At 56.3% G+C, this 25,254-nt stretch carries 21 protein-coding genes and 1 pseudogene; 14 read left to right on the plus strand and 8 right to left on the minus strand.

The annotated features are described in order from the left end of the window. Positions 1–7 precede the first annotated feature (7 nt). The 6 genes from prc (at position 8) to AB5Y92_RS08370 (ending at position 11,917) form a co-directional block, all read left to right on the plus strand. The gene (gene prc, locus AB5Y92_RS08345) at positions 8–2,023 is read left to right on the plus strand and encodes a carboxy terminal-processing peptidase (protein WP_005351922.1); all 2,016 of its coding nucleotides are present in this window, start codon (positions 8–10) and stop codon (positions 2,021–2,023) included. A 145-nt stretch (positions 2,024–2,168) separates the two neighbouring features. Next, positions 2,169–4,793, plus strand: a complete 2,625-nt coding sequence (pepN, locus tag AB5Y92_RS08350; protein WP_368226441.1) for an aminopeptidase N — start codon at positions 2,169–2,171, stop codon at positions 4,791–4,793. Between the two features lie 70 nt (positions 4,794–4,863). Next, positions 4,864–5,085 (plus strand): DUF2835 domain-containing protein, encoded by a 222-nt coding sequence (locus tag AB5Y92_RS08355; protein ID WP_033136823.1) that lies wholly within the window; start codon positions 4,864–4,866, stop codon positions 5,083–5,085. Between the two features lie 278 nt (positions 5,086–5,363). Beyond that, positions 5,364–10,202 (plus strand): NAD-glutamate dehydrogenase, encoded by a 4,839-nt coding sequence (locus AB5Y92_RS08360; RefSeq protein WP_368226443.1) that lies wholly within the window; start codon positions 5,364–5,366, stop codon positions 10,200–10,202. Positions 10,203–10,279: 77 nt separating this feature from the next. Then, the gene (pyrD, locus tag AB5Y92_RS08365) at positions 10,280–11,290 is read left to right on the plus strand and encodes a quinone-dependent dihydroorotate dehydrogenase (RefSeq protein ID WP_368226445.1); all 1,011 of its coding nucleotides are present in this window, start codon (positions 10,280–10,282) and stop codon (positions 11,288–11,290) included. 90 nt (positions 11,291–11,380) lie between these two features. Next, positions 11,381–11,917 carry a cell division protein ZapC gene (locus AB5Y92_RS08370; RefSeq protein ID WP_139462507.1) on the plus strand — a complete coding sequence of 179 codons (537 nt, stop codon included), beginning with the start codon at positions 11,381–11,383 and terminating at the stop codon, positions 11,915–11,917. On the opposite strand, the gene AB5Y92_RS08375 is transcribed toward AB5Y92_RS08370, so the two are convergent. Next, positions 11,905–12,048, minus strand: a complete 144-nt coding sequence (locus tag AB5Y92_RS08375; RefSeq protein WP_234898464.1) for a hypothetical protein — start codon at positions 12,046–12,048, stop codon at positions 11,905–11,907. The genes AB5Y92_RS08370 and AB5Y92_RS08375 overlap by 13 nt on opposite strands. Positions 12,049–12,297: 249 nt before the next feature. Between AB5Y92_RS08375 and AB5Y92_RS08380 the strand changes: the two genes are divergently transcribed. The 6 genes from AB5Y92_RS08380 to rmf all read left to right on the plus strand — a co-directional run bounded on the left by AB5Y92_RS08380 (position 12,298) and on the right by rmf (position 17,577). Further along, a complete protein-coding gene (locus AB5Y92_RS08380; protein WP_005336598.1) occupies positions 12,298–12,561 on the plus strand; it encodes a type B 50S ribosomal protein L31 in 264 nt (87 codons plus the stop codon). Then, a complete protein-coding gene (gene ykgO / locus AB5Y92_RS08385) occupies positions 12,562–12,687 on the plus strand; it encodes a type B 50S ribosomal protein L36 (protein WP_005336596.1) in 126 nt (41 codons plus the stop codon). 139 nt (positions 12,688–12,826) lie between these two features. Further along, positions 12,827–15,022: a bifunctional 23S rRNA (guanine(2069)-N(7))-methyltransferase RlmK/23S rRNA (guanine(2445)-N(2))-methyltransferase RlmL gene (gene rlmKL, locus AB5Y92_RS08390; protein WP_368226447.1), complete on the plus strand. Its 2,196-nt coding sequence runs from the start codon at positions 12,827–12,829 to the stop codon at positions 15,020–15,022. Further along, positions 15,022–15,252, plus strand: a complete 231-nt coding sequence (locus AB5Y92_RS08395; protein WP_204383172.1) for a glutaredoxin family protein — start codon at positions 15,022–15,024, stop codon at positions 15,250–15,252. The genes rlmKL and AB5Y92_RS08395 overlap by 1 nt, the downstream gene beginning before the upstream one ends. 73 nt (positions 15,253–15,325) lie before the next feature. Further along, positions 15,326–17,239 carry an ABC transporter ATP-binding protein gene (locus AB5Y92_RS08400; protein WP_164536836.1) on the plus strand — a complete coding sequence of 638 codons (1,914 nt, stop codon included), beginning with the start codon at positions 15,326–15,328 and terminating at the stop codon, positions 17,237–17,239. Between the two features lie 161 nt (positions 17,240–17,400). After that, complete coding sequence (gene rmf, locus AB5Y92_RS08405) at positions 17,401–17,577, plus strand: ribosome modulation factor (protein ID WP_010674759.1); 177 nt, start codon at positions 17,401–17,403, stop codon at positions 17,575–17,577. Positions 17,578–17,661: 84 nt separating this feature from the next. Here the strand turns inward: rmf and fabA are convergent, their stop codons facing one another. Both fabA and AB5Y92_RS08415 read right to left on the minus strand, forming a co-directional pair. Next, a complete protein-coding gene (gene fabA, locus AB5Y92_RS08410; protein ID WP_196783564.1) occupies positions 17,662–18,201 on the minus strand; it encodes a 3-hydroxyacyl-[acyl-carrier-protein] dehydratase FabA in 540 nt (179 codons plus the stop codon). 98 nt (positions 18,202–18,299) lie between these two features. Then, positions 18,300–20,276, minus strand: coding sequence for a Lon protease family protein (locus tag AB5Y92_RS08415; protein WP_040065560.1), 1,977 nt, complete (start codon positions 20,274–20,276; stop codon positions 18,300–18,302). A 129-nt stretch (positions 20,277–20,405) separates the two neighbouring features. Here AB5Y92_RS08415 and AB5Y92_RS08420 point away from each other — a divergent pair, with 129 nt between their 5' ends. Further along, positions 20,406–20,669 carry a hypothetical protein gene (locus tag AB5Y92_RS08420; protein ID WP_368226450.1) on the plus strand — a complete coding sequence of 88 codons (264 nt, stop codon included), beginning with the start codon at positions 20,406–20,408 and terminating at the stop codon, positions 20,667–20,669. 3 nt (positions 20,670–20,672) lie between these two features. Here the strand turns inward: AB5Y92_RS08420 and AB5Y92_RS08425 are convergent, their stop codons facing one another. The 4 genes from AB5Y92_RS08425 to AB5Y92_RS08440 all read right to left on the minus strand — a co-directional run bounded on the left by AB5Y92_RS08425 (position 20,673) and on the right by AB5Y92_RS08440 (position 23,807). Continuing rightward, the gene (locus AB5Y92_RS08425; RefSeq protein WP_368226451.1) at positions 20,673–20,849 is read right to left on the minus strand and encodes a hypothetical protein; all 177 of its coding nucleotides are present in this window, start codon (positions 20,847–20,849) and stop codon (positions 20,673–20,675) included. Positions 20,850–21,029: 180 nt separating this feature from the next. Next, positions 21,030–21,407, minus strand: coding sequence for a hypothetical protein (locus AB5Y92_RS08430; RefSeq protein ID WP_164536824.1), 378 nt, complete (start codon positions 21,405–21,407; stop codon positions 21,030–21,032). Positions 21,408–21,842: 435 nt separating this feature from the next. After that, positions 21,843–23,126 (minus strand): site-specific integrase, encoded by a 1,284-nt coding sequence (locus AB5Y92_RS08435; RefSeq protein WP_201987508.1) that lies wholly within the window; start codon positions 23,124–23,126, stop codon positions 21,843–21,845. 378 nt (positions 23,127–23,504) lie between these two features. Continuing rightward, complete coding sequence (locus AB5Y92_RS08440; RefSeq protein WP_005333111.1) at positions 23,505–23,807, minus strand: YebG family protein; 303 nt, start codon at positions 23,805–23,807, stop codon at positions 23,505–23,507. Positions 23,808–23,977: 170 nt separating this feature from the next. On the opposite strand from AB5Y92_RS08440, the gene AB5Y92_RS08445 reads away from it, so the two are divergent. After that, on the plus strand, positions 23,978–24,853 hold the full coding sequence (locus AB5Y92_RS08445) for a triacylglycerol lipase (protein ID WP_201987470.1): 876 nt from the start codon (positions 23,978–23,980) through the stop codon (positions 24,851–24,853). Positions 24,854–24,938: 85 nt separating this feature from the next. Here AB5Y92_RS08445 and AB5Y92_RS08450 read toward each other — a convergent pair. Further along, positions 24,939–25,254 (minus strand): annotated as a pseudogene (locus AB5Y92_RS08450) (short chain dehydrogenase); the annotation flags it as partial.

Genomic DNA, 25,254 nt, shown 5'->3' on the forward strand with positions numbered 1-25,254 from the left:
GAGACAAATGTTGAAGCATGGCGTAATTCGTTTTTCCCTCGTTGCCTGTAGCCTGGCGCTTGCCGGGCTTGCACAGGCCATCGAGCCGGTGCTCAAGGAGAGTGATTTGCCTGTGTTGGCTCAAGAGAGCCAACATGCTACGGCCAGCAAGCGAATTACCAATCTGTTTACCCGCTCGCACTATAAACAGTTCAAGCTGGACGATGCCTTTTCCTCCGTGATTTTCGATAAATATCTGGAGAATCTGGACTACAGCCGCAACCTGTTTTTGGCCTCTGATATCAGCCGTTTTGAAAAGTACCGTAACGGTTTTGACACCGACCTCGAAAGAGGCCGTTTGGCTCCCGCCTACGAGATGTTCAACCTGAGTCAGCAGCGGCGTTATGAGCGGTTCGAATACGCCCTCAAACTGCTTGATACTCCTTTCGATTTTACCCAGACCGACAACTATGTGTTTGATCGGGAAGGGGCGGCTTGGCCCAAAGATGAAGCAGAGCTCAACGAGCTGTGGCGTCAGCGGGTCAAGTTCGATGCCCTGAGTCTCAAGCTCAGCGGCAAGGAGTGGCCCGAGATCAAGGAGCTGCTTGGCAAGCGTTACAACAACGCCATCAAGCGGATGTCCCAGACCGAGAGCGAGGATGTCTTCCAGCTCTTCATGAACTCCTTCGCTCGCGCCATCGAACCGCACACCAGTTACCTCTCACCGCGCAGTGCCGATCGTTTCAACACCGAGATGAACCTCTCGCTGGAGGGGATTGGTGCCGTGTTGCAGGCGGAAGATGACTTTACCGTCATCCGTTCTCTGGTGCCCGGTGGCCCGGCTGCCAAATCCAACCACCTCAAACCCGATGACAAGATCACCGGGGTAGGGCAGGAAGATGGCAAGATTGTCGATGTGATCGGCTGGCGTCTTGATGACGTGGTCGAGCTCATCAAGGGACCCAAGGGAAGCAAGGTCAAGCTGGAGATCCAGCGCGGCAAGGGCGCAACCGCCAAGACCGAGCAGATCGAGCTGACCCGCGACAAGGTGCGCCTTGAAGACCGTGCTGCCAAGTCCAAGGTGATTAACGCCGAAGGCAAGAAGATTGGGGTCATCGAGATCCCGAGTTTCTACGTCAATCTGCACGATGACGTGATCAAAGAGCTCTCCAGCCTGAACAAGAAGAAGATCGATGGTCTGATCATCGATCTGCGCGGTAACGGCGGTGGCGCCCTGACCGAAGCCTCCGCCCTGAGCGGTCTCTTCTTTGCCAGCGGTCCCGTGGTGCAAATTCGTGATCACATGGGCCGTATCACGGTCAATGGCGATGACGATGGCAACGTCTACTACGGCGGCCCGATGTCGGTGATGATCGACCGCTACAGTGCCTCGGCCTCCGAGATCTTCGCTGCTGCCATGCAGGATTATGGCCGCGCCCTGATCCTGGGTGAAAACTCGTTCGGCAAGGGGACGGTGCAGCAGCATCGCAGTCTCGCCAAGGTCTATGACTTCTACGAGCAGCCGCTGGGTCACGTGCAGTACACCATCGCCAAGTTCTACCGGATCGACGGTGGCAGCACCCAGAACAAGGGGGTTGCGCCGGATATCAGCTTCCCGACACCGGTTGCTCCGGAAGAGACGGGCGAAAGCCGTGAGTTCAATGCGTTGCCGTGGGACAAGATTGCCTCCGCCAACTACGAGAAACTCGGCAACTTCGCCAGCGTATTGCCCAAGTTGCAGGCGGCGCACGATGCCCGGATCGCCAAGGATCCCGAGTTTGCCTATGTGATGCAGGACATCGCCGACTACAAGGAGGAGAAAGACAAGAAGTCGGTCTCCCTCAACGAGGCGGAGCGTGTTGCAGAGCAGGCGAAACAGGATGAGAAAGCGCTCAAACGTACCAACGAACGTCTGGCACGTCTTGGCAAGCCGGCGGTGAAGAGTCTGGATGAACTGCCCGCTGATTTTGAAGCGCCCGATGAGTATCTCATCGAAGCGGCCAATATCACGGCGGATCTGGCCAAGGTCAGCAAACGCAGCTGACAAGGCGACCTCCAATGCACAAGGGCGACTGCGGTCGCCCTTTCTTTTTGTCTGGCGTATCTGACGTAATGCCAAATTGTTTGACCCCGCCAGTTGGTTGTGACAGCCTCTTTCTCGCCTTTAACAAGCGTGGAAGCAGACAATAATGACCGATCACTCCCAGGCCATGACGGCCAAATATCGCCAGGATTATCAGGCGCCGCTCTACTGGATCGACACCATCGACCTCGATTTCCAACTGCAGGAGCTGCTGACCCAGGTCACCGCCATCACCCGCATTCGTCGCAACGGCGAGCACAATGCGCCGCTCGTCCTCGATGGTGAACAGCTGACCCTCAAGAGCGTTGCCATCGATGGCATTCCCTGTGACCATTACGAGCAAGGCGAGAGCAGTCTGACCCTGTTCAACCTGCCGGCCGAATGTGTGCTGACCATTGTCACCCTGCTGGATCCGGCCGCCAACACCGCCCTGGAAGGGCTTTACAAGTCAGGCGATGCCTACTGCACCCAGTGTGAAGCGGAAGGCTTTCGCCGCATCACCTATTATCTGGACCGCCCCGACATTCTGGCGCGTTACAGCACCCGCATTACCGCCGACAAAGCCCAGTTCCCCTTCCTGCTCTCCAACGGCAACAAGGTCGATAGCGGTGATCTGGATGGCGGCCGTCACTTCGTGCAGTGGCAGGATCCTTTCCCCAAACCCAGCTACCTGTTTGCGCTGGTGGCCGGTGATTTCGATGTGGAGCGCAGCCACTACACCACCAAGAGCGGCCGCAAGGTGGCCCTCGAGATCTTCGTCGACAAGGGCAACCTCGATCGCGCCGGTTTTGCCATGGAGAGCCTCATCAACTCCATGCGTTGGGACGAGCAGCGTTTCGGCCTTGAGTATGATCTCGACATCTACATGATCGTTGCGGTGGACTTCTTCAACATGGGCGCCATGGAGAACAAGGGGCTCAATATCTTCAACTCCAAGTTCGTGCTAGCCAATCCGGCCACCGCTACCGATGGCGACTACCACGGTATCGAACGGGTGATCGGTCACGAATATTTCCACAACTGGACCGGCAACCGCGTTACCTGTCGTGACTGGTTCCAGCTCAGCCTTAAAGAGGGGCTGACCGTGTTCCGGGATCAGGAGTTCTCCTCCGATCTGGGTTCACGCGGCGTCAACCGCATCAACAATGTGCGTACCGTGCGTGGTCCGCAGTTTGCCGAGGACGCCGGCCCCATGGCACACCCGATCCGCCCGGATGTGGTGATCGAGATGAACAACTTCTACACCCTGACCGTTTATGAAAAAGGGTCGGAAGTGATCCGCATGATGCACACCCTGCTGGGGGAAGATGCCTTCCAGGCCGGTATGCGTCTCTACTTCGAGCGTCATGACGGCTCGGCCGCCACCTGCGATGATTTCGTGCAGGCGATGGAGGATGCTTCCGGTGTGGATCTCGGTCGTTTCCGTCGCTGGTACAGTCAGTCCGGCACCCCCGAGCTGACCGTGACCGACGAGTATGATGCCGCCAGCGGTATCTATCGCCTTCATGTGAGCCAGCACACCCCGCCGACTCAGGATCAACCGCAGAAGCTGCCGCTGCATATTCCCCTCGATATCGAGCTCTATGACGAGAAGGGGGCCGTCATCCCGTTGCAGTATCAGGGAAAGGCCATCGGCAACGTGCTCGATGTGCTGGAAGCGGAGCAGACCTTCGAATTCGATCAAGTGCCGGTCAAGCCGGTTCCTTCTCTGCTTCGGGACTTCTCTGCGCCGGTCAAGCTGCACTATGACTACAGCGACGAAGCGCTAGCCTTTCTGATGCGCTTTGCCCGCAACGAGTTTGCCCGCTGGGATGCGGCCCAGATGCTGATCAACAAAGCGGTCATCGACGGGGTGGCGCGGGTCCAGCACGGGCAGGGGGTTGAGCTCTCCCAAACCCTGCTGGCAGCATTCGTCGCCATTCTGGACGACAGCGATCTCGATTTGGCCCTCAAGGCGGAGATCCTGGCGCTGCCCGGTGAGGCGACCCTGGCCGAGCTATTCGAGGTGGCCGATATCGATGCCATCCATCAGGTACGCGACGCGATCCACACCCGTCTTGCCGAGGCCTTTGGTGCGCGCTTGGCGGCAACCTATCAGAGCCTGCGTCTGAATGGTTATCAGGTGGTGCATGCCGATATGGCCAAGCGAGCCCTCAAAGGGGTAGTGCTCGGTTATCTGGCGGCGCTGGATGCGGAGCATGCCGATGCGCTGGTGCGCGAGCAGTATGCAACTGCCGACAACATGACCGACACCCTGGCGGCGTTGCAGGTGGCCAACGGCTATCTGTTGCCATGCCGTGCCGCGCTGCTGGCCGATTTTGAAGGCAAGTGGGCCAAGGATGGACTGGTGCTGGACAACTGGCTGCGGCTGATTGGCAGCAAACCGGCTGCCGATGTGCTGAGTGAAGTGAAACAGGCGATGAATCACCCCACTTTCAGTATTCGCAATCCGAACCGGCTGCGGGCGCTGATCGGCAGCTTCGCCATGAGCAATCAGGTGCAGTTCCATGCGGTGGATGGCAGTGGTTACCGCTTCCTGACCGATCTGCTGATCGAGCTCAACGAGGTCAATCCGCAGGTGGCCTCCCGCCTCATCACTCCGCTTATCCAGTTCAAGCGACTGGATGAGGTGCGAAAGGCCCTGATCCGCGCCGAGCTGACCCGTCTTGCCAACCTTGAGGGGCTGGCACGGGATCTGTTCGAGAAGGTCAGCAAGGCGCTACAGCAGTAAGTGTCGACGGGGCAGGGGCGTGAATGCGCCTGCCCCTATTGTGTGATTTGTCGTGTGATCAGGAGCAAGCGTGAAGCAGTTTACTTTTCGGCTCTCATTGAGCAGTGACGAGGTGATGCTGATGTATCAGGGCCATGCCAGACGGCTGGTAGTGCGCAGCGAACAGGGATTGACCCTGGAACTTGGCATAGAAAAAATACGCCCCTTTGTCGCCATCAATGGTGTGCATGGCTACTTTCGGCTGAAAACCCAGGACGATTACCGCTTTATCAGTCTCGAACGCATAAATTAACAAAAATCGAACAGATTACCGACTGTTTATCTGCTTTATGTCACTATCTATCCGGTAAACTAGCATAAAGGTAGTGGGAATTTCTGTATTTTGGGTTTTTTACAAAATTTCTCACAGTTTAAGCCGTGATCTGCACCTTGTTTTTAACATCTTGTTAGCACCTTTCCTCGCCTTCCCTTAGCCAAGCCATTACACTTCGCAACAACTCTGCACCAGCGGGTAACCAGGGTGGTTGCCTCTGCGTCGGTGGTTAATGTCGTCCGATAAGGAATATAGAAATGGCATTGAAAGACGCCCCTACCTCAGTTCTGCTCGAAAACGTTCTCAGCCTGATCCATCAAAAGTTGCCCAAAAACAGCGCCTCTCTGGTCGAGCGCTTCGTTGCCAAGTTCTACGGCAACATGGCGAGCTCCGACCTGCACGATCGCAATGACAGCGATCTCTACGGCGCGGCCCTGAGCCTGTGGAATGCCCTCAATCAGCGCAGCGGTACCGATCCCTACATCCGGGTCTACAATCCCGAGCTGACCCGTCACGGCTGGCAATCGCCCCATACCATCGTCGAGGTGATCCTGCAGGACTCCCCCTTCCTGGTCGACTCCATACGGATGGCGCTCAAGCGACTCAATATCACTGCCCACATGATGCTGCACCAACCGCTGCACCTCATTCGTGGTGCGGCTGGCAAGATTGATGCCATTCTGGAGCTCGACAACACCGACGGGCAGACCTCGGTTGAAACGGCATTCCTTATCGAGATCGATCACCTCACCAGCGAGGAGCAGATGGCCGCGCTGGCTGCCGAGCTCAACTCCGTGGCCGGTGAAGTGGCGCTGGCAGTCGGCGACTGGCAGCCGATGCTGGCCAAGCTCAATGAGATCATCGACGAACTGCCCAAGCGCAAGCACCCGGTCAGCAAGGAGGAGGTGGCCTCCTGCGTTGCTTTCCTCAAATGGGTAGCTGCCCACAACTTTACCCTGATGGGGTATCGTCGTTACGACGTCAAGGCTGTGGAGGGGGATCACGAGATCCTGCCGCAGGCGAGCTCCAGCCTGGGTCTGATGAAGAACTCCATCAAGGAGGTGGGCCAGCGCCTTGGCAACATGCCTGCCAGCGCCCGTCATGCCGCTCTGAGTTCTGACCTGCTGATCCTCACCAAATCCAACAGCAAGTCTCGGGTGCACCGTCCGGCTTATGTGGATTACATCGGCATCAAGCGCTTTGACGAGCATGGCAAGGTGATCGGGGAAGATCGCTTCATTGGCCTCTACGCCTCTTCCATCTACAACACCAGCGCGACCCAGATCCCGCTCATCAGCCATCGTCTCGAACGCATCATGGCGGCCTCCGGTCATGAGAAGGGCTCCCACGCCTACAAGGCGCTGCTGAACGTGCTGGAAACTTATCCCCGTGACGAACTGATCCAGGCTCGTGAAGAGGAGCTGTTGGCCACCGGTCTTGGGGTGCTGGAGATGCAGGAGCGTGACATGCTGCGGCTATTCGTGCGCCGGGATGTCTATGGTCGTTTCTTCTCTTGCATGGTCTATGTCACCAAGGAGCGCTACAACACAGCGCTGCGTATCAAGACCCAGCAAATTTTGCAGAAATATTTTGGCAGCAATGAAGAGGTGGAGTTCAACGTCTACTTCACCGAAGGCGTGCTGGCGCGGACCCACTACATAGTGCGGGTCAACAACAACAACGTGGATGTGGATGTGAACGAAGTACAGAACAACCTGATTGAAGCGGCCCGCAGCTGGGACGACAGACTCGACTCCGTGCTGCTTTCCCATTATGGCGAGGCCCGTGGTAACGAGTTGCGCCGCCGTTTCAGCACTGCATTCCCTCGCGCTTACAAAGAAGATGTGCTGCCTGGCTCGGCCGTGGCCGATATCATGGCGCTCGATAACCTGAGCGAAGCCGAGCCGCTGGGCATGCTGTTCTACCGCGCGCAGGAGGAGGAGAATGACCGTCGGGTACGGCTCAAGCTGTTCCATCGCACCGAGCCCATTCACCTCTCCGATGTGCTGCCGATGCTGGAGAACATGGGGCTGCGGGTGATCGGCGAGACCCCGTATCAGGTACGCACTCCGGGCGGTGATCTGTTCTGGATCCTCGACTTCTCCATGCTGCTGCATGGCGAGCAGCCCTTTGATCTGGCCCAGAGTCAGCAGCGCTTCCAGCAGGCGTTTGCCGCCATCTGGAACAAGCAGCTGGAAGATGATGGCTTCAACCGGCTGGTATTGGGGGCGGGTCTCACCGGCCGTCAGGTCTCGGTGCTGCGCGCCTATGCCAAATACATGCGCCAGACCGGCGTCTCCTTCAGCCAGTCCTATATCGAAGAGACCCTGACCCGTTACCCTGATATCGCCCAGCTGCTGTTTGCTCTGTTCGAACATCGCCTCGACCCCGCAGGCAAACAGGACGCCAAGGCAGAAGCCAAGCTGCACGAAGAGCTTGCCGCCAAGCTGGATCAGGTGGCCAACCTGGACGACGATCGCATCATTCGCCGCTATGTGGAGATGATCGACGCCACCCTGCGCACCAACTACTACCAGCTGGACAAGGCGGGCAACATCAAGCCCTACATCTCCTTCAAACTGGCTCCCTCCAGCATCACCGACATGCCGCTGCCGCTGCCGAAATTCGAGATCTTCGTCTATTCGCCACGGGTGGAAGGGGTGCATCTGCGCTGGGGCAAGGTTGCCCGTGGCGGCCTGCGCTGGTCCGATCGCAAAGAGGACTTCCGCACCGAAGTATTGGGTTTGGTCAAAGCCCAACAGGTGAAGAACACCGTCATCGTGCCGGTGGGGGCAAAAGGCGGCTTCTACTGCAAACAGATGCCGGTGGGGGCAACCCGCGCCGTCATTCAGGAGGAGGGCAAGGCCTGCTATCGCCTGTTTATTCGCGGTCTGCTCGATGTGACTGACAACATCATCGGCGGCGAGGTGATCCCGCCCAAATCCGTGGTACGCCACGATGAGGATGACTACTACCTGGTGGTCGCCGCCGACAAGGGCACTGCCACTTTCTCGGATATCGCCAACGAGATCAGCCTCGAATACGGTCACTGGCTCGGCGATGCGTTCGCCTCCGGCGGCTCGGTCGGTTACGACCACAAGAAGATGGGCATCACCGCCCGTGGTGCCTGGGAGTCGGTCAAGAGGCATTTTCGTGAAATTGGCGTCAACTGCCAGACCACCGATTTTACCTGCGTCGGCATCGGCGACATGGCGGGCGACGTGTTCGGCAACGGCATGTTGCTCTCCGAGCACACCCGGCTGGTGGGCGCGTTCAACCACATGCACATCTTCGTTGACCCGACCCCGGATGCGGCCAAGAGCTTTGTCGAACGCCAGCGCCTGTTCGATCTGCCGGGTTCCAGCTGGGATGACTACAACCGCGAGCTGATATCACAAGGGGGCGGCATCTTCCTGCGCTCGGCCAAGTCCATCAAGCTGAGCCCGGAAATGCAGACCCTGCTCGGCACCGACAAGGCCAGCATGGCGCCGAACGAGCTGATCAAGGCACTGCTTTGCCTCAATGTCGATCTGCTGTGGAACGGCGGCATCGGCACCTACGTGAAGAGCGCTCGCGAGAGCGATGGGGAAGTGGGCGATCGCAGCAATGACGCATTGCGGGTCAATGGTCGCGATTTGCGGGCCCGCATCGTGGGCGAGGGGGGTAACCTCGGCTTCACCCAGCTCGGTCGGGTGGAGTACGCCAGTCAGGGCGGTCGCATCAACACCGATTTTACCGACAACGTCGGCGGGGTGGACTGCTCCGATAATGAGGTGAATATCAAGATCCTGCTCAACCAGTTGGTGACGGCAGGGGATCTGACCCTCAAGCAACGTAACCAGATGCTGTATGAGATGACCGACGACGTGGCGCAGATCGTGATCACCAACGCCTATCGCCAGTCCCAGTCCATCTCGGTCACCAGCTTCCGCGGCTCTGAACAACTCAAAGAGCAACAGCGCTTTATTCAGGGGCTGGAGCGGGAAGGCAAGCTCGACCGTGCGCTGGAGTTCCTGCCATCTGATGAGGAGCTTTCCGAACGGATGGCGGCAGGGCAGGGACTGACCCGCCCCGAGTTGGCGGTTCTGGTGGCCTACGGCAAGATGGTGCTGAAAGAGCAGCTCAACTGCCCGGAAGTGACCGACGAGCCCTTCCTCGCCAACATGCTGGTCACCAGCTTCCCGGCCAAAGTACAGCAGCAGTTTGGTGCCCAGCTGGCCGATCACCCGCTACGCGGCGAGATCATCGCTACCCGGGTGGCCAATATGTTGGTCAACGACATGGGGCTCAACTTCGCCAGCCGGATGAAGGACGAGACCGGTGCATCGGTGGCGGAAGTGGCCTGCTGCTTCGCCATGGCCCGCGAAGTGTTTGGCATGAACCAGTTGTGGCGCGATATCGAAGGGTGCGACAACTTGGTGGATGCCCAGACTCAGCTCGAGCTGATGTTCTACAGCCGCCGCATTGTGCGCCGTGCCACCCGCTGGTTCCTGCGTGCCCGCAATCGCAGCTGGAGCATTAGCGAGAACATCGCCTTCTTCCGTCCGGCGTTCGAGACCTTAGGGAAGCACCTCTACGAGGTGATGGATGAGAGCGAAGTGGCCGAGCATCGTCAGGCTGTTGCCAAGTGGATGGAGAAACATGTGCCGGAGGCCATTGCCCGTCAGGTCGCCCATATGAGCAGCCTCTTCTCCAGCCTGGATCTGGCGCAAATTGCCGCGGAGCACAAGACCGATATCCTGCGCGCCGCCAACGTTTACTATCGCCTCGGTGCCAAACTGGATCTGCATTGGTTCCTTGACCAGATCAACCATCAGCCGGTCGGCAACCACTGGCAGGCGATGGCGCGAGCCTCCTTCCGCGAAGATCTGGACTGGCAGCAACGCAGTCTCACTTCTGTGGTACTGGAAGGGTGCAAAGATCAGGGAGAATGCGCTACCATACTGGCCGACTGGATTTCGGAGCATGAGCAACTCTTGTCCCGTTGGACCCACATGTTGGCCGACTTCAAGACCACCAGTACCCACGAGTTCGCCAAGTTCTCGGTGGCCTTGCGAGAGTTGAACCTGCTCCAGTTGAATTGTCGGGCACTTTAATTGCCAGATTAAGGCATGACACCGACATTACACCCAAAGCCTCGGCCAGTTGCCGGGGCTTTCTTTAAGGAGCAAAGATGTTGTACCCCATCGCCAGGCATTTCCTGTTCAAACTCAATCCCGAACAGGCTCACGATCTCTCCATGAAATATTTGCCCCGCCTTCTCGGTACGCCACTCGATTGTTTCTTCCGCCAGAATTTGCCGAAACGCCCCGTCACTGTCATGGGGCTTTCTTTTGCCAATCCGGTGGGATTGGCGGCCGGTCTGGATAAAGATGGTGAGTGCATTGAAGCGCTGGGCGCCATGGGATTTGGCTTTATCGAAGTCGGTACCGTCACCCCCAGACCTCAGTGCGGCAATGACAAGCCCCGCCTGTTCCGGGTTATTCCGGCAGAGGGGATCATCAACCGGATGGGATTCAACAACAAGGGGGTTGATCATCTGGTGGCCAAGGTAAAAGAGGCCAAATATCAGGGGATCATCGGCATTAATATCGGCAAGAACAAAGACACTCCCATCGAACAGGGCAAGGATGATTACCTGATCTGCATGGACAAGGTTTATGATCATGCCGGTTATATTGCCGTCAATATCTCTTCCCCCAACACCCCGGGTTTACGTTCGCTGCAATATGGCGAGGCGCTGGATGAATTGCTGGCCGCCCTCAAGGTGCGTCAGCAAGAGCTGGCCGCCCAATATAAAAAGTATGTGCCGCTGGCGGTTAAAATTGCCCCGGATTTAAGCCTTGAAGAAATAGATCAGGTGGCCGCTTCGCTGGTGCGTAATGGCATTGATGGGGTTATCGCCACCAATACCACCCTCGAGCGCGAGATGATTTATGACATGCCCCACGCCGGTGAAGCGGGTGGCTTGAGCGGTCGTCCGCTGCAGCACAAGAGTACCGAGGTGATCCGTCATCTGGCCAAGGCGCTCAATGGTGCTCTGCCAATTATCGGTGTGGGTGGTATTGATAGTGCCATGGCCGCCCGTGAAAAATTGGCCGCCGGTGCCAGTCTGGTACAAATTTATAGCGGCTTTATTTATAAAGGGCCGGGGTTGGTCAAAGAGATTGTGACCAATATTTAAGAAATAGATGGCGGAGCCCTTTATTTGACGTTGCTGATTTCCTGCATATGGAATAAAGTCAACTGGTAATTATCAAGTAAGGGCTCCAACATGTTTATCCAACCGACCGATAGCTGGCAATGGCACTATGATGCCCAGAGTGACCGTCTGATGTTGGACCTGTCTGATAACATGTTATTTGCTACCGAGTATAAAGGGCGACAATTGGTGCCCAGCTCATTTGCAACCCAGCCTTTTTGTGTTGATGATGCCGCCCTCTATTATCAGTTGATGGATAAAGCAGCCGAACTTGAGTGGAGTATTCCCCATCAGGTTCAGTTGGTGCTTAATGCCATCGCGGTCAGTCGTTTTTATAAACCTTTGATGCCGCAAAGCTGGTTTTTTAGTGAACAGCATCCGCAAGTGATCCCGCAAAACGGTGATCTGGTCCTGATGAATACACCTCATGGCAACGGCGAATTTATGGTCATTGAGGCAGGGGATCAGGCTAGCGTCTGTTTGAACCTCACAGCCGATCTGGTATTGACCACCAGTAAAACCTTGCCGCGTTTCGGGGTAATCAAGGTGATGAATAACCGGATGAAACAGCGCATTACCGTGACCGAGCAATATCGTCAGGTCAGTTGATATATTTTCATCAATCTTTTTATCTCTGTGGTTACACCGCTGCCTGTTTTTACTGTTGTCACCTCAATCGCGCCTCGTTTCTGATACTTCATTGATCCGCGAACATCTTGCCCATTCTCATTGATCTTCATGGTTGTGATCCAGCCTCTTTTGAGGCTTGTTACATCCACTTGCACCCTGTGTTCTGACCCACGCAGTATCTTGGTCTTCCGTGCTGTAAGCATGGTGTCTCCCTCTTGTTTCGTTCTGCTTGCGTAGTGCCTCCACCTCGCTATCAACATATCACTCACTGAAGCGATTTTCTTCATACGACATTTTATGCTTGAAACGAGAGCTATTCTCACTTACATTTTGTTATAACATAACAAAATGGAGTTGCCATGAAGCCTCATATTCATCCTGATTATCGTTTGGTGCTGTTCCATGACACTGCGGCAGATGCCTTTTTCCTGGTCGGTTCAACCATCAAGAGCGATCGCCGCTATACGTGGCAAGACGGGAAGGAGTATCCCTATGTATCGCTCGATGTTTCCAGCCAGTCGCACTCGTTCTATACCGGCAAGCAGAAGCAGGTATCGAGCGAGGGGAGTGTGGCCCGTTTCAACAAGCGCTTTGGTGCATTTTCAAGCAAGAAGGAGTCCTGAATGCAGGTCGTCTGTTCACTCAAATCCGCACGGGCGCGTCATCCCGATTGTCAGTTGGTGCGCCGTCGGGGCAAATTGTTCGTGATTTGCAAAAGCAATCCCCGTTTCAAGGCTCGTATGAAGTGATCCGCTAAATGATGTCTGGCCCCATGATCTCGCCATCGGGTAGTCATGGGGCCTTTTACCTTTTCGCCACCTATCAATCTGTTTCCATCCTGCTGTTTGCGCCGACTTTTGCATGCTCCAGCCCGCCTGATGAGGTATAATGCGGCACTATTTTTATGGGTTCCCCGTGAGCGTGATGAAAGAATTTTTTGCAACCTGCCCCAAGGGGCTGGAAAACCTGTTGGCCGACGAGCTGACCACCTTGGGCGCAGAGCAGGTCCGTGAGACCGTGGCTGGCGTCCACTTCAAAGGCGAACTGGCGATTGGCTACAAGGCCTGCCTGTGGAGCCGTTTTGCCTCCCGTATCGTGCTGGTGCTCTCCGAATTCCAGATGAACGACGATCTGGATCTCTATCTGGGCGCCCACACCATCCCCTGGGAAGAGCACTTCTCCGGTACCTCTACCATCGCGGTGGACTTTACCGGTACCAACCCCGCCATTCGCAATACCCAATATGGCGCGCTGAAAATCAAGGATGCCATCGTCGACCGCTTCACCAAGCGCGGTCACGTGCGTCCTGACGTGGACAAGAAGTCGCCGGATATTCGCATCATGGCGCACCTGGGCAAGGGCAAGGCCAATATCACGCTGGACTTGTCAGGCCCGGCGTTGCACCAGCGTTTCTATCGTCAAGGCACCGGTGAAGCACCCCTCAAAGAGAACCTGGCCTGCGCCATGATTGCCCGTAGTGGCTGGGCCGGTGAGCCCATGATGGACCCTATGTGCGGTTCCGGTACCTTGCTGATTGAAGCGGCCTTTATCGCCGCCGACATGGCGCCTGCGCTGCGCCGCGAGCGCTTCGGTTTCGATCGCTGGCTGCAGCACGATAGCGAGCTGTGGCAGAGCCTGATGATGGAAGCGCAAGTGCGTGCCAAACGCGGCATGCAACGTTGCGAGGTGAAACTATTTGGTTGTGATGCCGATTCACGTGTGCTGCTCAAAGCTCGCGACAATGCCAAAGCGGCCGGTGTGGCCCATCTCATCACCTTCAAGCAGGCCGATGTCACCAAGCTGGAAAACCCGCTGCCGTTGCCTGCCCCTGTTGAAGGGGAAGAAGGTCAAGGGGAGGCCCGCCAGGTCGGTATGCTCATTTCCAACCCGCCTTATGGCGAGCGTCTTGGCGAGTTCCCGGCGCTGTTGGAAGTGCACCAGGCCCTCGGCGATGCCCTGCGTCGCAGCTTCCAGGGGTGGAGAGTCTCCATTCTTTCCGCATCCCCCGAACTGCTCAGCTGTCTGCGCCTGCGCGCCGATAAGCAATATCGCCTGTTCAACGGCGCCCTCGAGTGTCAGCTGCGCAATTATCAAATCGCACTGGACTCCGTGGCTTCCCAAAAAGAGGTGGCACAGGACTTTGCAAACCGTCTGCGCAAGAATCTGAAAACCCTCGAGAAATGGGCCAATAAAGAGGGCATCGATTGCTATCGCATCTACGATGCCGACTTGCCGGAATACAACGCCGCCATCGACCGCTATCAGGACTATCTGGTGGTGCAGGAATATGCCGCGCCCAAGGACATCCCCGCCCAGAAGACCCGTCAGCGTCTGCTCGACATGGTTCAGGCCGCCATCAAGGTGACTGGCATGGACGGCGAGAAGGTGATCCTGAAGGTGCGCGAGCGTCAAGAAGGTAAACAGCAGTATCAGAAGCTCTCCGAAGAGCAGCACCGGATGGAAGTGCAGGAGTACGGCGCCCGGCTGTGGGTCAACCTCTACGACTATCTGGATACCGGCCTGTTCCTCGACCACCGTCAGACTCGCCGCATGCTGGGCCAGATGGCCAAGGGCAAGCGCTTCCTGAACCTGTTTGCCTACACCGGTAGTGCTACCGTGCACGCAGGTCTTGGCGGTGCCAGCGAGACCACCACAGTGGACATGTCCCACACCTACCTGAACTGGGCACAGGACAATATGCGTCTCAACTCGCTGGTGGGCCGTCAGCACAAGTTTGTCCAGGCAGATTGCCTGAAGTGGTTGTCTGAAGCCGATGATAAGTACGACCTCATCTTCATCGATCCGCCCACCTTCTCCAACTCCAAGCGGATGGACGAGAGCTTCGACGTACAGCGCGATCACCTGTTGCTGATGCAGCACCTGAAGCGCCTGCTGGCGGCGGACGGCACTCTGGTCTTCTCCAACAACAAGCGTCACTTCAAGATGGATCTGGCCGGTCTCGAGGCCACTGGTCTCAAGGCCCAGAACATCACCCAGAAGACGCGACCGAAGGATTTCGAGCGCAACCAGCACATCCACAACTGCTGGATCATCACCCATGCACCGGAGCAAGGCGAGGCGTGATGCTGACCCTGTTTCATACCGACGGTTGCCACCTGTGCGAGCTGGCCTGGGCGCTGGTGGAGGAGGCAGGTCTTGCCGCCGCCACCCGCCAGTGCGACATCATGGATGATGAGCAGTGGCTTGCCGCCTATCGGGTGCGCATTCCGGTGCTGCGTGACGAAGCAGGCCGCGAGCTCGGTTGGCCCTTCACGCTGGCCGAGCTCAAAAGCTGGGCCGCCCGTCAGGGGTGAGAGTGATTTGACGATAAAACGGGGGCAGACCCAGTCTGCTGCCCGTTTTTTTCATATGAAATAAGGAACACACATGGCTCTTTTAACATTGCACGGCGCATGTCTGTCGTTCAGTGATTTCCCGCTGCTCGACAATGCCGAATTGACCATCGAGCGGGGCGAGCGCCTCTGTCTGGTTGGCCGCAACGGGGCGGGCAAGTCCACCCTGATGAAGGTCATTGCCAGCGAATTGCCGCTGGACGACGGGCGTCTGGTGCTGCAGCAAGATTTGAAAGTGACCCGCCTTGAGCAGGATCCGCCTGCTTCCAGCGAGCTGACGGTGTTTGACTATGCCGCCGAAGGGCTGGCGGGGGTGGGGGAGCTGCTCAAGCAGTACCACCACATCTCCATGGAGCTGGCGAGCGATCCGTCAGACGCCAACATTCGCAAGATGAGCGAGTTGCAAGAGCAGCTCGATTATCAGAACGGCTGGCAGTTCGAGACCCGCATCAGTCAGGTGTTGACCCTGCTGGGACTGGATCCCGACGTGACCCTCGATAGTCTCTCTGGCGGCTGGCTGCGCAAAGTGGCGCTGGCCCGTGCGCTGGCCTGCGATCCCGACTTGTTGCTGCTCGATGAGCCGACCAACCACCTGGATATCGAAGCCATCAACTGGCTGGAAGATTTCCTCAAGGATTTTCGCGGCGCCATCGTCTTTATCTCTCACGATCGGGAGTTCATCCACAAGCTTGCCACCCGGATCATCGATCTCGATCGCGGTGCCATTACCTCCTGGCCGGGCAACTACGACGAGTACCTGCAGGGGAAAGAGGAGTGGCTGCGGGTCGAAGAGCTGAAAAATGCCGAGTTCGATCGCAAGCTGGCCCAGGAAGAGGTGTGGGTACGGCAGGGCATCAAGGCTCGCCGTACCCGTAACGAAGGTCGGGTGCGCGCCCTTGAGGCGATGCGGATGGAGCGCTCCCAGCGCCGCGAGCTGCAGGGCAAGGCCAAGCTGCAGCTGGACGAGGTCAATCGCTCCGGCAAGCTGGTGTTCGAGACCGAAGGACTTGGGCTGGACTTTGGCGATCGCACCCTGTTCAAGGGGCTAGATCTGCAAGTGCTGCGCGGCGACAAGATTGCGCTGGTCGGCCCCAATGGCTGCGGCAAATCGACCCTGATCAAGCTGTTGCTGGGGCAGCTTGAGCCGAGCCGTGGTACCGTCAAGGGGGGCACGAATCTGGAGGTGGCCTACTTCGATCAGTACCGCGAGCAACTTGATCCCGAGCAGACAGTGGTGGACAACGTCGGGGAAGGCAAGCAGGAGGTGATGGTGCGTGGCCGCTCCCGTCATATCCTCGGTTACCTGCAGGACTTCCTGTTTGAGCCCAAACGGGCCCGGACCCCGGTCAAGGCACTCTCCGGTGGCGAGAAGAACCGGCTGCTGCTGGCCAAGCTGTTCCTCAAGCCCAGCAATTTGCTGATCCTCGATGAACCGACCAACGATCTCGATGTCGAGACCTTGGAACTGCTGGAAGAGCTGCTTTCCGACTACCCCGGCACCCTGCTGCTGGTGAGTCACGATCGTCGCTTCATCGACAATACCGTGACCGGCTGCTGGCTGTTTGAAGGGGATGGCCGCATCAGCGATTACGTGGGTGGTTACGCCGATATGATGGCGACCCGCGAACAGCAGAACGCTCAACAACAGGCCAAGAGTGCACCGGTCAAGGCGCCCGAGCAGGTCGTTGCCGCCGCGCCAGAAGCGCCGAAGAAAAGCAAGAAGCTCTCCTACAAGCTGCAGCTTGAACTGGAAGGGTTGCCTGCTCGTCTTGAGCAGCTGGAAGCCGATCTGGATGCGCTGCAAAGCGAGATCAACCAGCCTGGGTTCTTCTCGCTGCCGGCAGATAAAACCCAGCCGAAACTCGATGCGCTCAATGCCGCTGAAGCCGAGCTGGAGCAGGCATTTGCTCGCTGGGAAGAGCTGGAAGGACTCAAAAATCAGGAGTAAGTTCCCTGTAATTAAAACTTAATCCAGTTCAGTGCCTTGTGTCACATAGCCCGGTTAGGGTGGAAGTTTTTGTTTGACCGAGTGCGCTCGCAGGAGTAAAGATGAAAGCGACCGATGCAGAATTGGTCGCTTTTTTTGTTCCACGAAGAGGGTCGTAGATGATGAAGAGACAGAAGCGGGACCGTCTGGAAAGAGCTCGTGCTCGTGGTTATCAGGCTGGCGTGGTCGGCAAACAGAAAGAAGCGTGTCCGTATCAATGCCTGGATGCCCGAGGGCATTGGCTTGGTGGTTGGCGTGACGCCATGGAAGGGCGGGGCTCAGGCCTCTTCATGAAGTAGCAGGTACTTCATCACTCATTACAAAAGGAAAGGGGCCGTTGTGGCCCCTTTGCGTTAATGCTGTTTTACCACCAATCAGAGAGATCAGAATGCGGTGGTATCTTTGAACAGGCCCACTTTCAGGTCGGTGGCGCTGTAGATCGGACGGCCGTCGACTTCGACCACACCATCAGCAATTCCCATCACCAGCTTGCGGTTGATGACACGCTTGAAGGTGATCTTGTAGGTCACTTTCTTGGCTGTCGGCAGGATCTGGCCGGTGAATTTCACTTCACCTACGCCCAGAGCACGACCCTTGCCGGGGCCACCTTTCCAGCCAAGGAAGAAGCCAACCAGCTGCCACATGGCGTCCAGACCGAGACAGCCAGGCATCACAGGATCACCCGGGAAGTGGCAATCGAAGAACCAGAGATCCGGAGTAATGTCGAGCTCAGCCAGGATCTCGCCCTTGCCGTGTTCGCCGCCGTTGTCATTGATCTTGACGATGCGGTCCATCATCAACATGTTGGGGGCAGGCAGCTGACTGTTACCCTCACCAAACAGTTCGCCACGGCTGCAAGCCAGCAGCTCTTCACGGGTAAAAGAGTTCTTGCCCTGTTCGCACAGGGAAAGGCGGGCTTCCATGGTGGTATTGTCTACGGTCACGCGGTATTTCCTTCAAATGGGTCAAAGCCGGGCCAATTTAGCTTACAGTTGTTCGCTAAACAACTCCGATCACTTCATCAGCGGCCAAACAGGCGCCCCAGCAGGGATTGCAGCAGTCCGACTTTGGCAGTGGAGCCGTTCAACTCGTCCAACCGCTCCTGAATACGGCCAAACAGGGTATCGGGCATATCAGGCTCACCGGCGACACAGCCAGTGAGCAATTCGATGGCCTCTTCCACATGATCCACCGGGTGGATGTGGAACTGGCCTGCTTCAACCGCTGCAATCACCTCGTCAGAGAGGTTCAGCTGCTGGATGTTGGTGCCCGGCAAAATGATCCCTTGCTTGCCAGTGATGCCGTGGATTTTGCACACCCGGAAGAAGCCTTCAATCTTCTCGTTCACGCCACCAACGGCCTGCACATTGCCAAACTGATCGACCGCACCGGTCACGGCGAAGTGCTGATAGATAGGCTGGCGGGCGAGGGCAGAGAGCAGGGCACACAAGCCGGTCAGTGAGGCACTGTCGCCATCAATTTCGTGGTAAGACTGCTCGAACACCAGATTCGCCGACAGGGGGGAGGGGTTCTCTGCACCAAATTTGTTGGAGAGATAGCCGTGGATAATCATCATCGCCTTGGCGTGGATATGACCGGCCAGCTCCGCTTTGCGCTCGATATCCGCCACATCGCCATCACCAAGGTGTACGGTCGCGGTGAGGCGCACCGGCTCGCCGAAGTCATAAGGGTGACCGGAGACCTGAATGACCGACAGGCCGTTGATCTGGCCAATCTCTTCGCCATCGGTTTGCAGCAGGATCTGGCCGTCGATAACCCCCTGATCGGACTGCTCAACCAGATAGTTGAGGCGGTAATCCTGCTCTTCCAGTGCGCCGCGAATATGCTCGTCGGTGACCACATCAGATTCCAGCTCCCGGGCCAGACTGTCAGCCACCCGCATGATGGCGGAGAGTTGCACTTCGGAGAGCGACAGCCACTCCTGATGGTCACAGAGGCGGCTGGCATGACGACAAAGGGCGGCGAGGGCGGCTGGCGTGAAGTCCAGCAGACTCCAACGCTGGCGCAGCCAAGCCAAGTACTGCAGAAATTCCTGCAGATCCTCTTCAATATTCACCTCTGACACCAGATCCGCGCGCAGGAAGATGCGTTCGGACATATCCCGATCCAGCATCTGGAACTCGGCCACGTCCAATCGGTCACCGACCAGGATCAGCTTGAGCTTGATAGGGGTTGCTTCAGGCGCGAAGAAGGGGGTCAGAGTTTTCCCTTCCTGATAGGCGTTCCAGTCCAGCTCGCCTTTTTGCATGGCATTTTTCAGTTTGAACCAGAGGTGCGGCTGATCCAGCAGCTCGTCCAGTTGCAAAATGAGGTAGCCGCCGTTGGCTTCGCGCAGCAAGCCGGGCTCCAAAAGGTGCTGGTTGGCATAGACAGAGCCTTGTTCTGTCTGGTAATTGATGGAGCCAAACAGGGTATCCCAGTTGAGATCACGGCCATAAATCACCGGCGCTTCCTGCGCTTCGTGATGGATCAACAGGTTGATCAGAATGGGGTGCTGGAATTCCAGACCCAATGCCACGTGAGCCGCCAGGTCGGAGAGGAAATCATCGATTTTCGGATCATTGTTCTGCTTGCGCATGATGCGGGTCACGATGCGTTCGGCATCGAGATGGTGGCTCAACAGCTTGAGCAGCTCGCCAACCATTTCGCAAAACTCAACGCCGGTGCCCGGTTGCAGGCGCAGCCAGATAGGCTTGTAGGGGTTGTTCAGATTCTCGGTGTAGCAGAGATCAAACAGGTCACCATCCTTGCCATTGGAGTCGGCAATCAGCGTCTGGCAAACGCCTTCGTAATCTGCGCCGGGGAACCCGTTAAGCAGCATGACCGGACAGTCACCATCAAAACTGGCAAGACGTTTGATGCCGGAAATGGCTCTGGGTTGCAGCGCAGCAAAGGGGATAGGTTCAAGCTCGCTAAGCTTGGTGAACTGTTCAATAGCAAAAGCGGGTTTTAATTGTTCTGATGTTAATTCAGCCACTTAAGACATCCGGTCGAAGATAGGATCAATTGTTGCCATTATACACAGTTCAATAAGTGGTGACAGGAAACAAGATACTTTATTTAACATAATATGCATTATGCGCAATGACGGATGCAGGAGGACGGAATGAAGAGAACTGAACAATGGAGCCGCTTTGATGTGGCTGACGGCTTGGCCACTGAGGCTGATATGGTTGCCTATCTGCAGGCAGCCCTTGAAGATGGTGATCCGGCGCTGCTGACAGCGGCGTTTGATGATGTGGAGCGTGCTCGCGCTAAACTACGTGGCAAACCGCGCTACACACTGGAAGAACTGCTGGCTCAGTGTGACCCCAATGTTATGTCACTAGGTGAAATGGATTGGGGCCAATCAGTGAAGAAAAGCGAATAAATGCTACTTAACCAAGGACCAACTCTTACCCCATTCGGTTACAGTTTTCCCGCTTCGGCTCTTTTGCAGCGGATAGAACATTCTTTGATACTTTTTGCCTTCAAACTCAACAATCTCTTTGCTTGATGCATAAGGAAAAGCAGCATCAAGTCTGGCGGAAAGCTGCTCTGATTCAGACATGGATAGCAAACCATCAGCTTTCATTTGTTCGGGTTGTTACCATCATAGTTATCGGAACGGCGTTGCCAATCCTGCAAGTCGGATTCGGCTTTTTTTAAGTCTTCAAGAGTATACATAAATGCACCAATTATCAGAGATGCCGATAACCGTGTTTATCGGCATCTAATGAGAAAAGCTCCATTACCAACCGGTTACAGTGCTTGGGATCTGTAAAGCAGCACCTTGCTCTTCTCGGACACTTGAATCCTTTGGTAGCTCTACGGCAACAGTGAACTTTACCCTGCTAGTTTGCTGATATACGTCGTTCCCTTGGGTCTTTCCACCAAGGCTCAAAACGTTGATCACTGACAGCCTAGCCCCTGCTTCTGATTGCTGACTCTCAGTTACAACAAGCGCAACATCAAAATCTATATTGGTAAGACGTGGAGATCTTGATGATGATGCAATGTGATCATGAGGGTTCACTCGCCCTCCCAGGCTGGCAACATCATCAGACGCATTGGATACGCCTCTGGCTATTTGTTGAATAGCCGATTGAACAAATTCCTCTAGCTGCATCACGATACCTCGAGTCAGATTCTCTATTGAGCGGCATGCTCCATACGGATATTAGGGCTATTGCTTGCAAACCAAGCCTTTACTGACAAAAAACCTTCTTGTAAGAGATAGCGCCCCTCCCCAGTGACCAGGGTATTAAGGCAATCACAAGGAGCAAGGGGCTGGAATATTGGTGACAAATCAATGGAATTGAACAAGGCCCCTATCTGGCGATAAAGGCCTTGTGGTACGTGAATCAATTAAATCAGGCGGCCCAACCGGCGCTTTCATTTTGGCATGGGGTGCTGGTCAGGCACTGGTTCCTGACTACTCCATGGTTCCTTGAACCGATTGCCATCCCGGATCAGTAAAAATAACCGCACCTGCTTGGATGAGACATTAATGACTCAAGGCTTGTTCTAAAGATGAACAGTAAAGTTCAGGGTAATGTCTCACTTATCGTGAATATTTAGGAATGTCATCTCTCACTTCGCTACTTAATCTGTCCAACGGTTTTTGCTGCGCACTCTCATGACGTTCACTGTTGCTGGTGTGCAGGTATTTCGAAGTGGTGTCGATGCTGTCATGTCCTGCATCGGCTTGTACGTGGGAAAGCGGTCGACCGTGCAGGTTGATGTCATGAGTGATCCCGGTGTGACGGATCGCATGGGGAGAGAGTTGCCGCATTTCAGCCGCATCCTGGACAAATCCATCCTGCTCTGCCAATTCTGCGCCTTTACCGATGATCACCATGATCAAATCCCGTAGCTGGCGAATTCCCAGGTTGGCGTTTAGCTCACCCTGCTCGCGGCCGTGGGCTGCCGCTTTATGGCGAACGAACAGCGGTGTCTGTTCATCCGGTGTTGGCAAGGGAGAGAGACCGAGGAAGCGGCGGTAGCGTTCGAGTGCCGCCAGCAGCGCTTGGGATACCGCTACGGTACGCCGTTTGCCCCCTTTACTTTGCGGAATAAAGTAGCCCCAGACGCCGGTTTTGCGATCCCGCCTGAACTGCCCCATCACAGGGGTAAAGCCTGGCCGGGCTGCAACCTCAGAGATCCGCAGATAGCAGGCGTACATCAGAATAGTGAGAAAACGGCTGCGCTCGTGTTGCTCCGGATGGTCGTTGGCAAGGGTGTCGGCGGCCTGCATCACGTATGACCACTGCAACTCGCTGAAGGCATGCACCTGATCATCGGCCTCCTGCTGTTGCGGCCGTTTGACCCGCTGCAGTAGCAGAGCGGGATTCCTGTCCATGTACTCCTCCTGGATCAGGAACTGGAAGAAGGCCGACAAGATGGCGAGCTTGGTCTTCATCGCCTGCTCGCTAAGACGATAGGGCAAGGTGCGGCCCAGTTCCCGCTTGCCGAGGAACGGTCGCCATTGCGGATTGGGCAACCGCTCTCCCCACTCCTTGTCGAGGACAAATTGCGCTACGTTGCGATAGGCGATCAACTCGTCAGGGGGGGACTGACAGTAGTCGAGATAGCGGATCATGATGCGGCGAGTGAGATCTTTCGGGCTGATGGCCGCCTCTCGAAAGCACCAGTGCAAAAAAGTGGTCAGTTCGCTGCGATAGGTTTTGTAGTTGTTTTCGCTGTTGCGCTGCTCCAGTAGCCAGTCGACCGCCAGTTCGTAAACCAGCCCGGCATCAGGCACATCGTTGAGGCTGAGGTTGGCAAGGTACTGATTGACCTGCGGATTGCCAGCTTCCAGATAGATAAGGCTGTCAAACAGCGGCATGGCTGGCGGCAAGGATAATGGTTGTTGAGTCATGGTGTTGCTTGTTGATGCTGAGATGAATCGAAATGAGCCTGTGAGCCGAGTTGATAGAAAAGGGCTCGTGATACATGAATGCTGCTTCTATTGGGATTGGTACTGCCTTTTGCTGTTGCTGATTAAGGTCACGGGGAGCGATCTGGATAACGTTCTCTCCACTGTTTGCTCATTATTTCCTCATAGATCTGGTTAATGTCGCTCAGTGGTGCACGCTATTCAGTTATGCATTGGATATGCACCATTGTTAAAAAATTCTCGGGGTAAATAGCCGTAAAAATGGTTTTAAATGCAAATAAAGTGAATGCATTGAGCCATTTATCCCGAGAAATAAGGTCTGTGCAATCAGGCCACCTGCTTTAGTGGCTTCTCCTTGCGCTTGGCCGCTGGGGCCTCTTCCTCTTTCGTGCCTGCCTGAACCTTGCCGCCACGCAGCAGGGTTTGCAGCACATCACGCTGCTCTGCCAGGTAGAATGCCAGACTCTCTTGCTGCTCTGGCGCCAACTCGATCGGGGCGCCAGCCAACAGGGTCATCAACTCATCGGCCGTATCCAGCAGCTTGTCATAGGCATCGGCCTCTTTTTTGCTGGCAAAGGTCATTTTTTCCACTCCCCCACGAACAACCACATATTTGATCTCGACAGCCATGATGGCCTCCTCTTGGTGATGATGGATAGAGTATATGTATGGATATACAGTGTTGCAAATAACCTCACCGGAAAAGAGTTCGCCGGGGTTTAGCGACAAAAGCCGCGCTGGATCAAGCTGTCTCAAAGTGCCATTTGACTTCCACGCCTGACTGGTCGGATCATGGCCTTATGACGATCGTACGACACCTGTTTATCCTGCTGATGGTAGAGGTGCTGCTCCTCGGGAGTATCGCCCACTTGGTCGTGGGACTCCCCTGGTTGCTGACCCTGCTGTTTGTCGTGTTTGCCCTGCTTGGGTTGCGTTGTCTGGTCGTGCTCGGTAGCTGGCTGTTTACCCGCTTCTACCCCTCCCCGGCTATTGGCCCCTGGCGCAGGGTGAAGATGATGGCGCAGGAGATGCTGGCCTACCTTTACACCTTCACCTTGTTGTTACCGTTCGAGCCTTTGCTGATGGCACCCGATCGGCTGCGGCCATGCCAACGTCCCGTATTGCTGGTACATGGTTACGGTTGCAGTCGCGGTATCTGGCGCACCCAGCGCACCCGACTGGAGGCCGCAGGCCATGTGGTCGCCACCATTACCCTGATGCCGCCATTTGGTCATATCGACGAGATGGTGCCGCTGCTGGCCAAGCGAATTGACGATGTGCTTGCGGCAACCGGTGCCAGTCAGCTGGTGCTGATCGGACACAGCATGGGGGGATTGGTCTGCCGCGACTATCTGGCGGTCCATGGTGGCGACAAGGTGGCGAGCCTTATCACGCTGGCAACGCCTCATCAGGGCAGCCAGCTGGCGATGCTGGGGGTGGGTGCCAATGCGCGGGAAATGGAGCCGGGTTCCGGCTGGTTGCAACGCTTTGCCTCTGTGCCTCTCTGCGTTCCCGGGATCTCGGTGCGTACCAGCCACGATAACGTGGTTATGCCGCAGGAGCGGCAACGGTTGGCGGGAATGGAAGATATCGAGCTGGCGGGGATTGGCCACCTCACCCTGCTCTACTCGCGCCGCACTACGGCGCTGCTGCTCACACTGCTGGCTCGCAATTAGGCCATAAGCAATCATCTCAAACTAAAAGAGCGGGCCCGAATGTTCGGGCCTGCTCTGTTTTTATCTTCCTTGCAACTGCGCTGGCTTAGAAGTGGATCCCCTTGATGAAGGTGGAGACGGCAACCTGGTCGGCGGTGGCTTTGGATTTGTCGCCATCCTTGGGATCGGCAAAGGTGCGGAAGCTGGTATTCATGATGACCTGGGCGACGCGCGGTGCCAGGGCATGCACCACCTGACCAAACACCCCGAGGCGTGTGGCCAGTCGCACATGCTTGTTGATGATGGTATCGCACACCAGATCGGCCGCTTCTTCCGGCGTCATCATCGGCACCTGCTCATAGACCTTGGTCGGCGCGACCATCGGCGTTTTCACCAGCGGCATATTGATGATGGAGAAGCTC

The organism is Aeromonas sp. R1-1 (assembly GCF_040908495.1).
Classification (GTDB): domain Bacteria; phylum Pseudomonadota; class Gammaproteobacteria; order Enterobacterales; family Aeromonadaceae; genus Aeromonas; species Aeromonas veronii.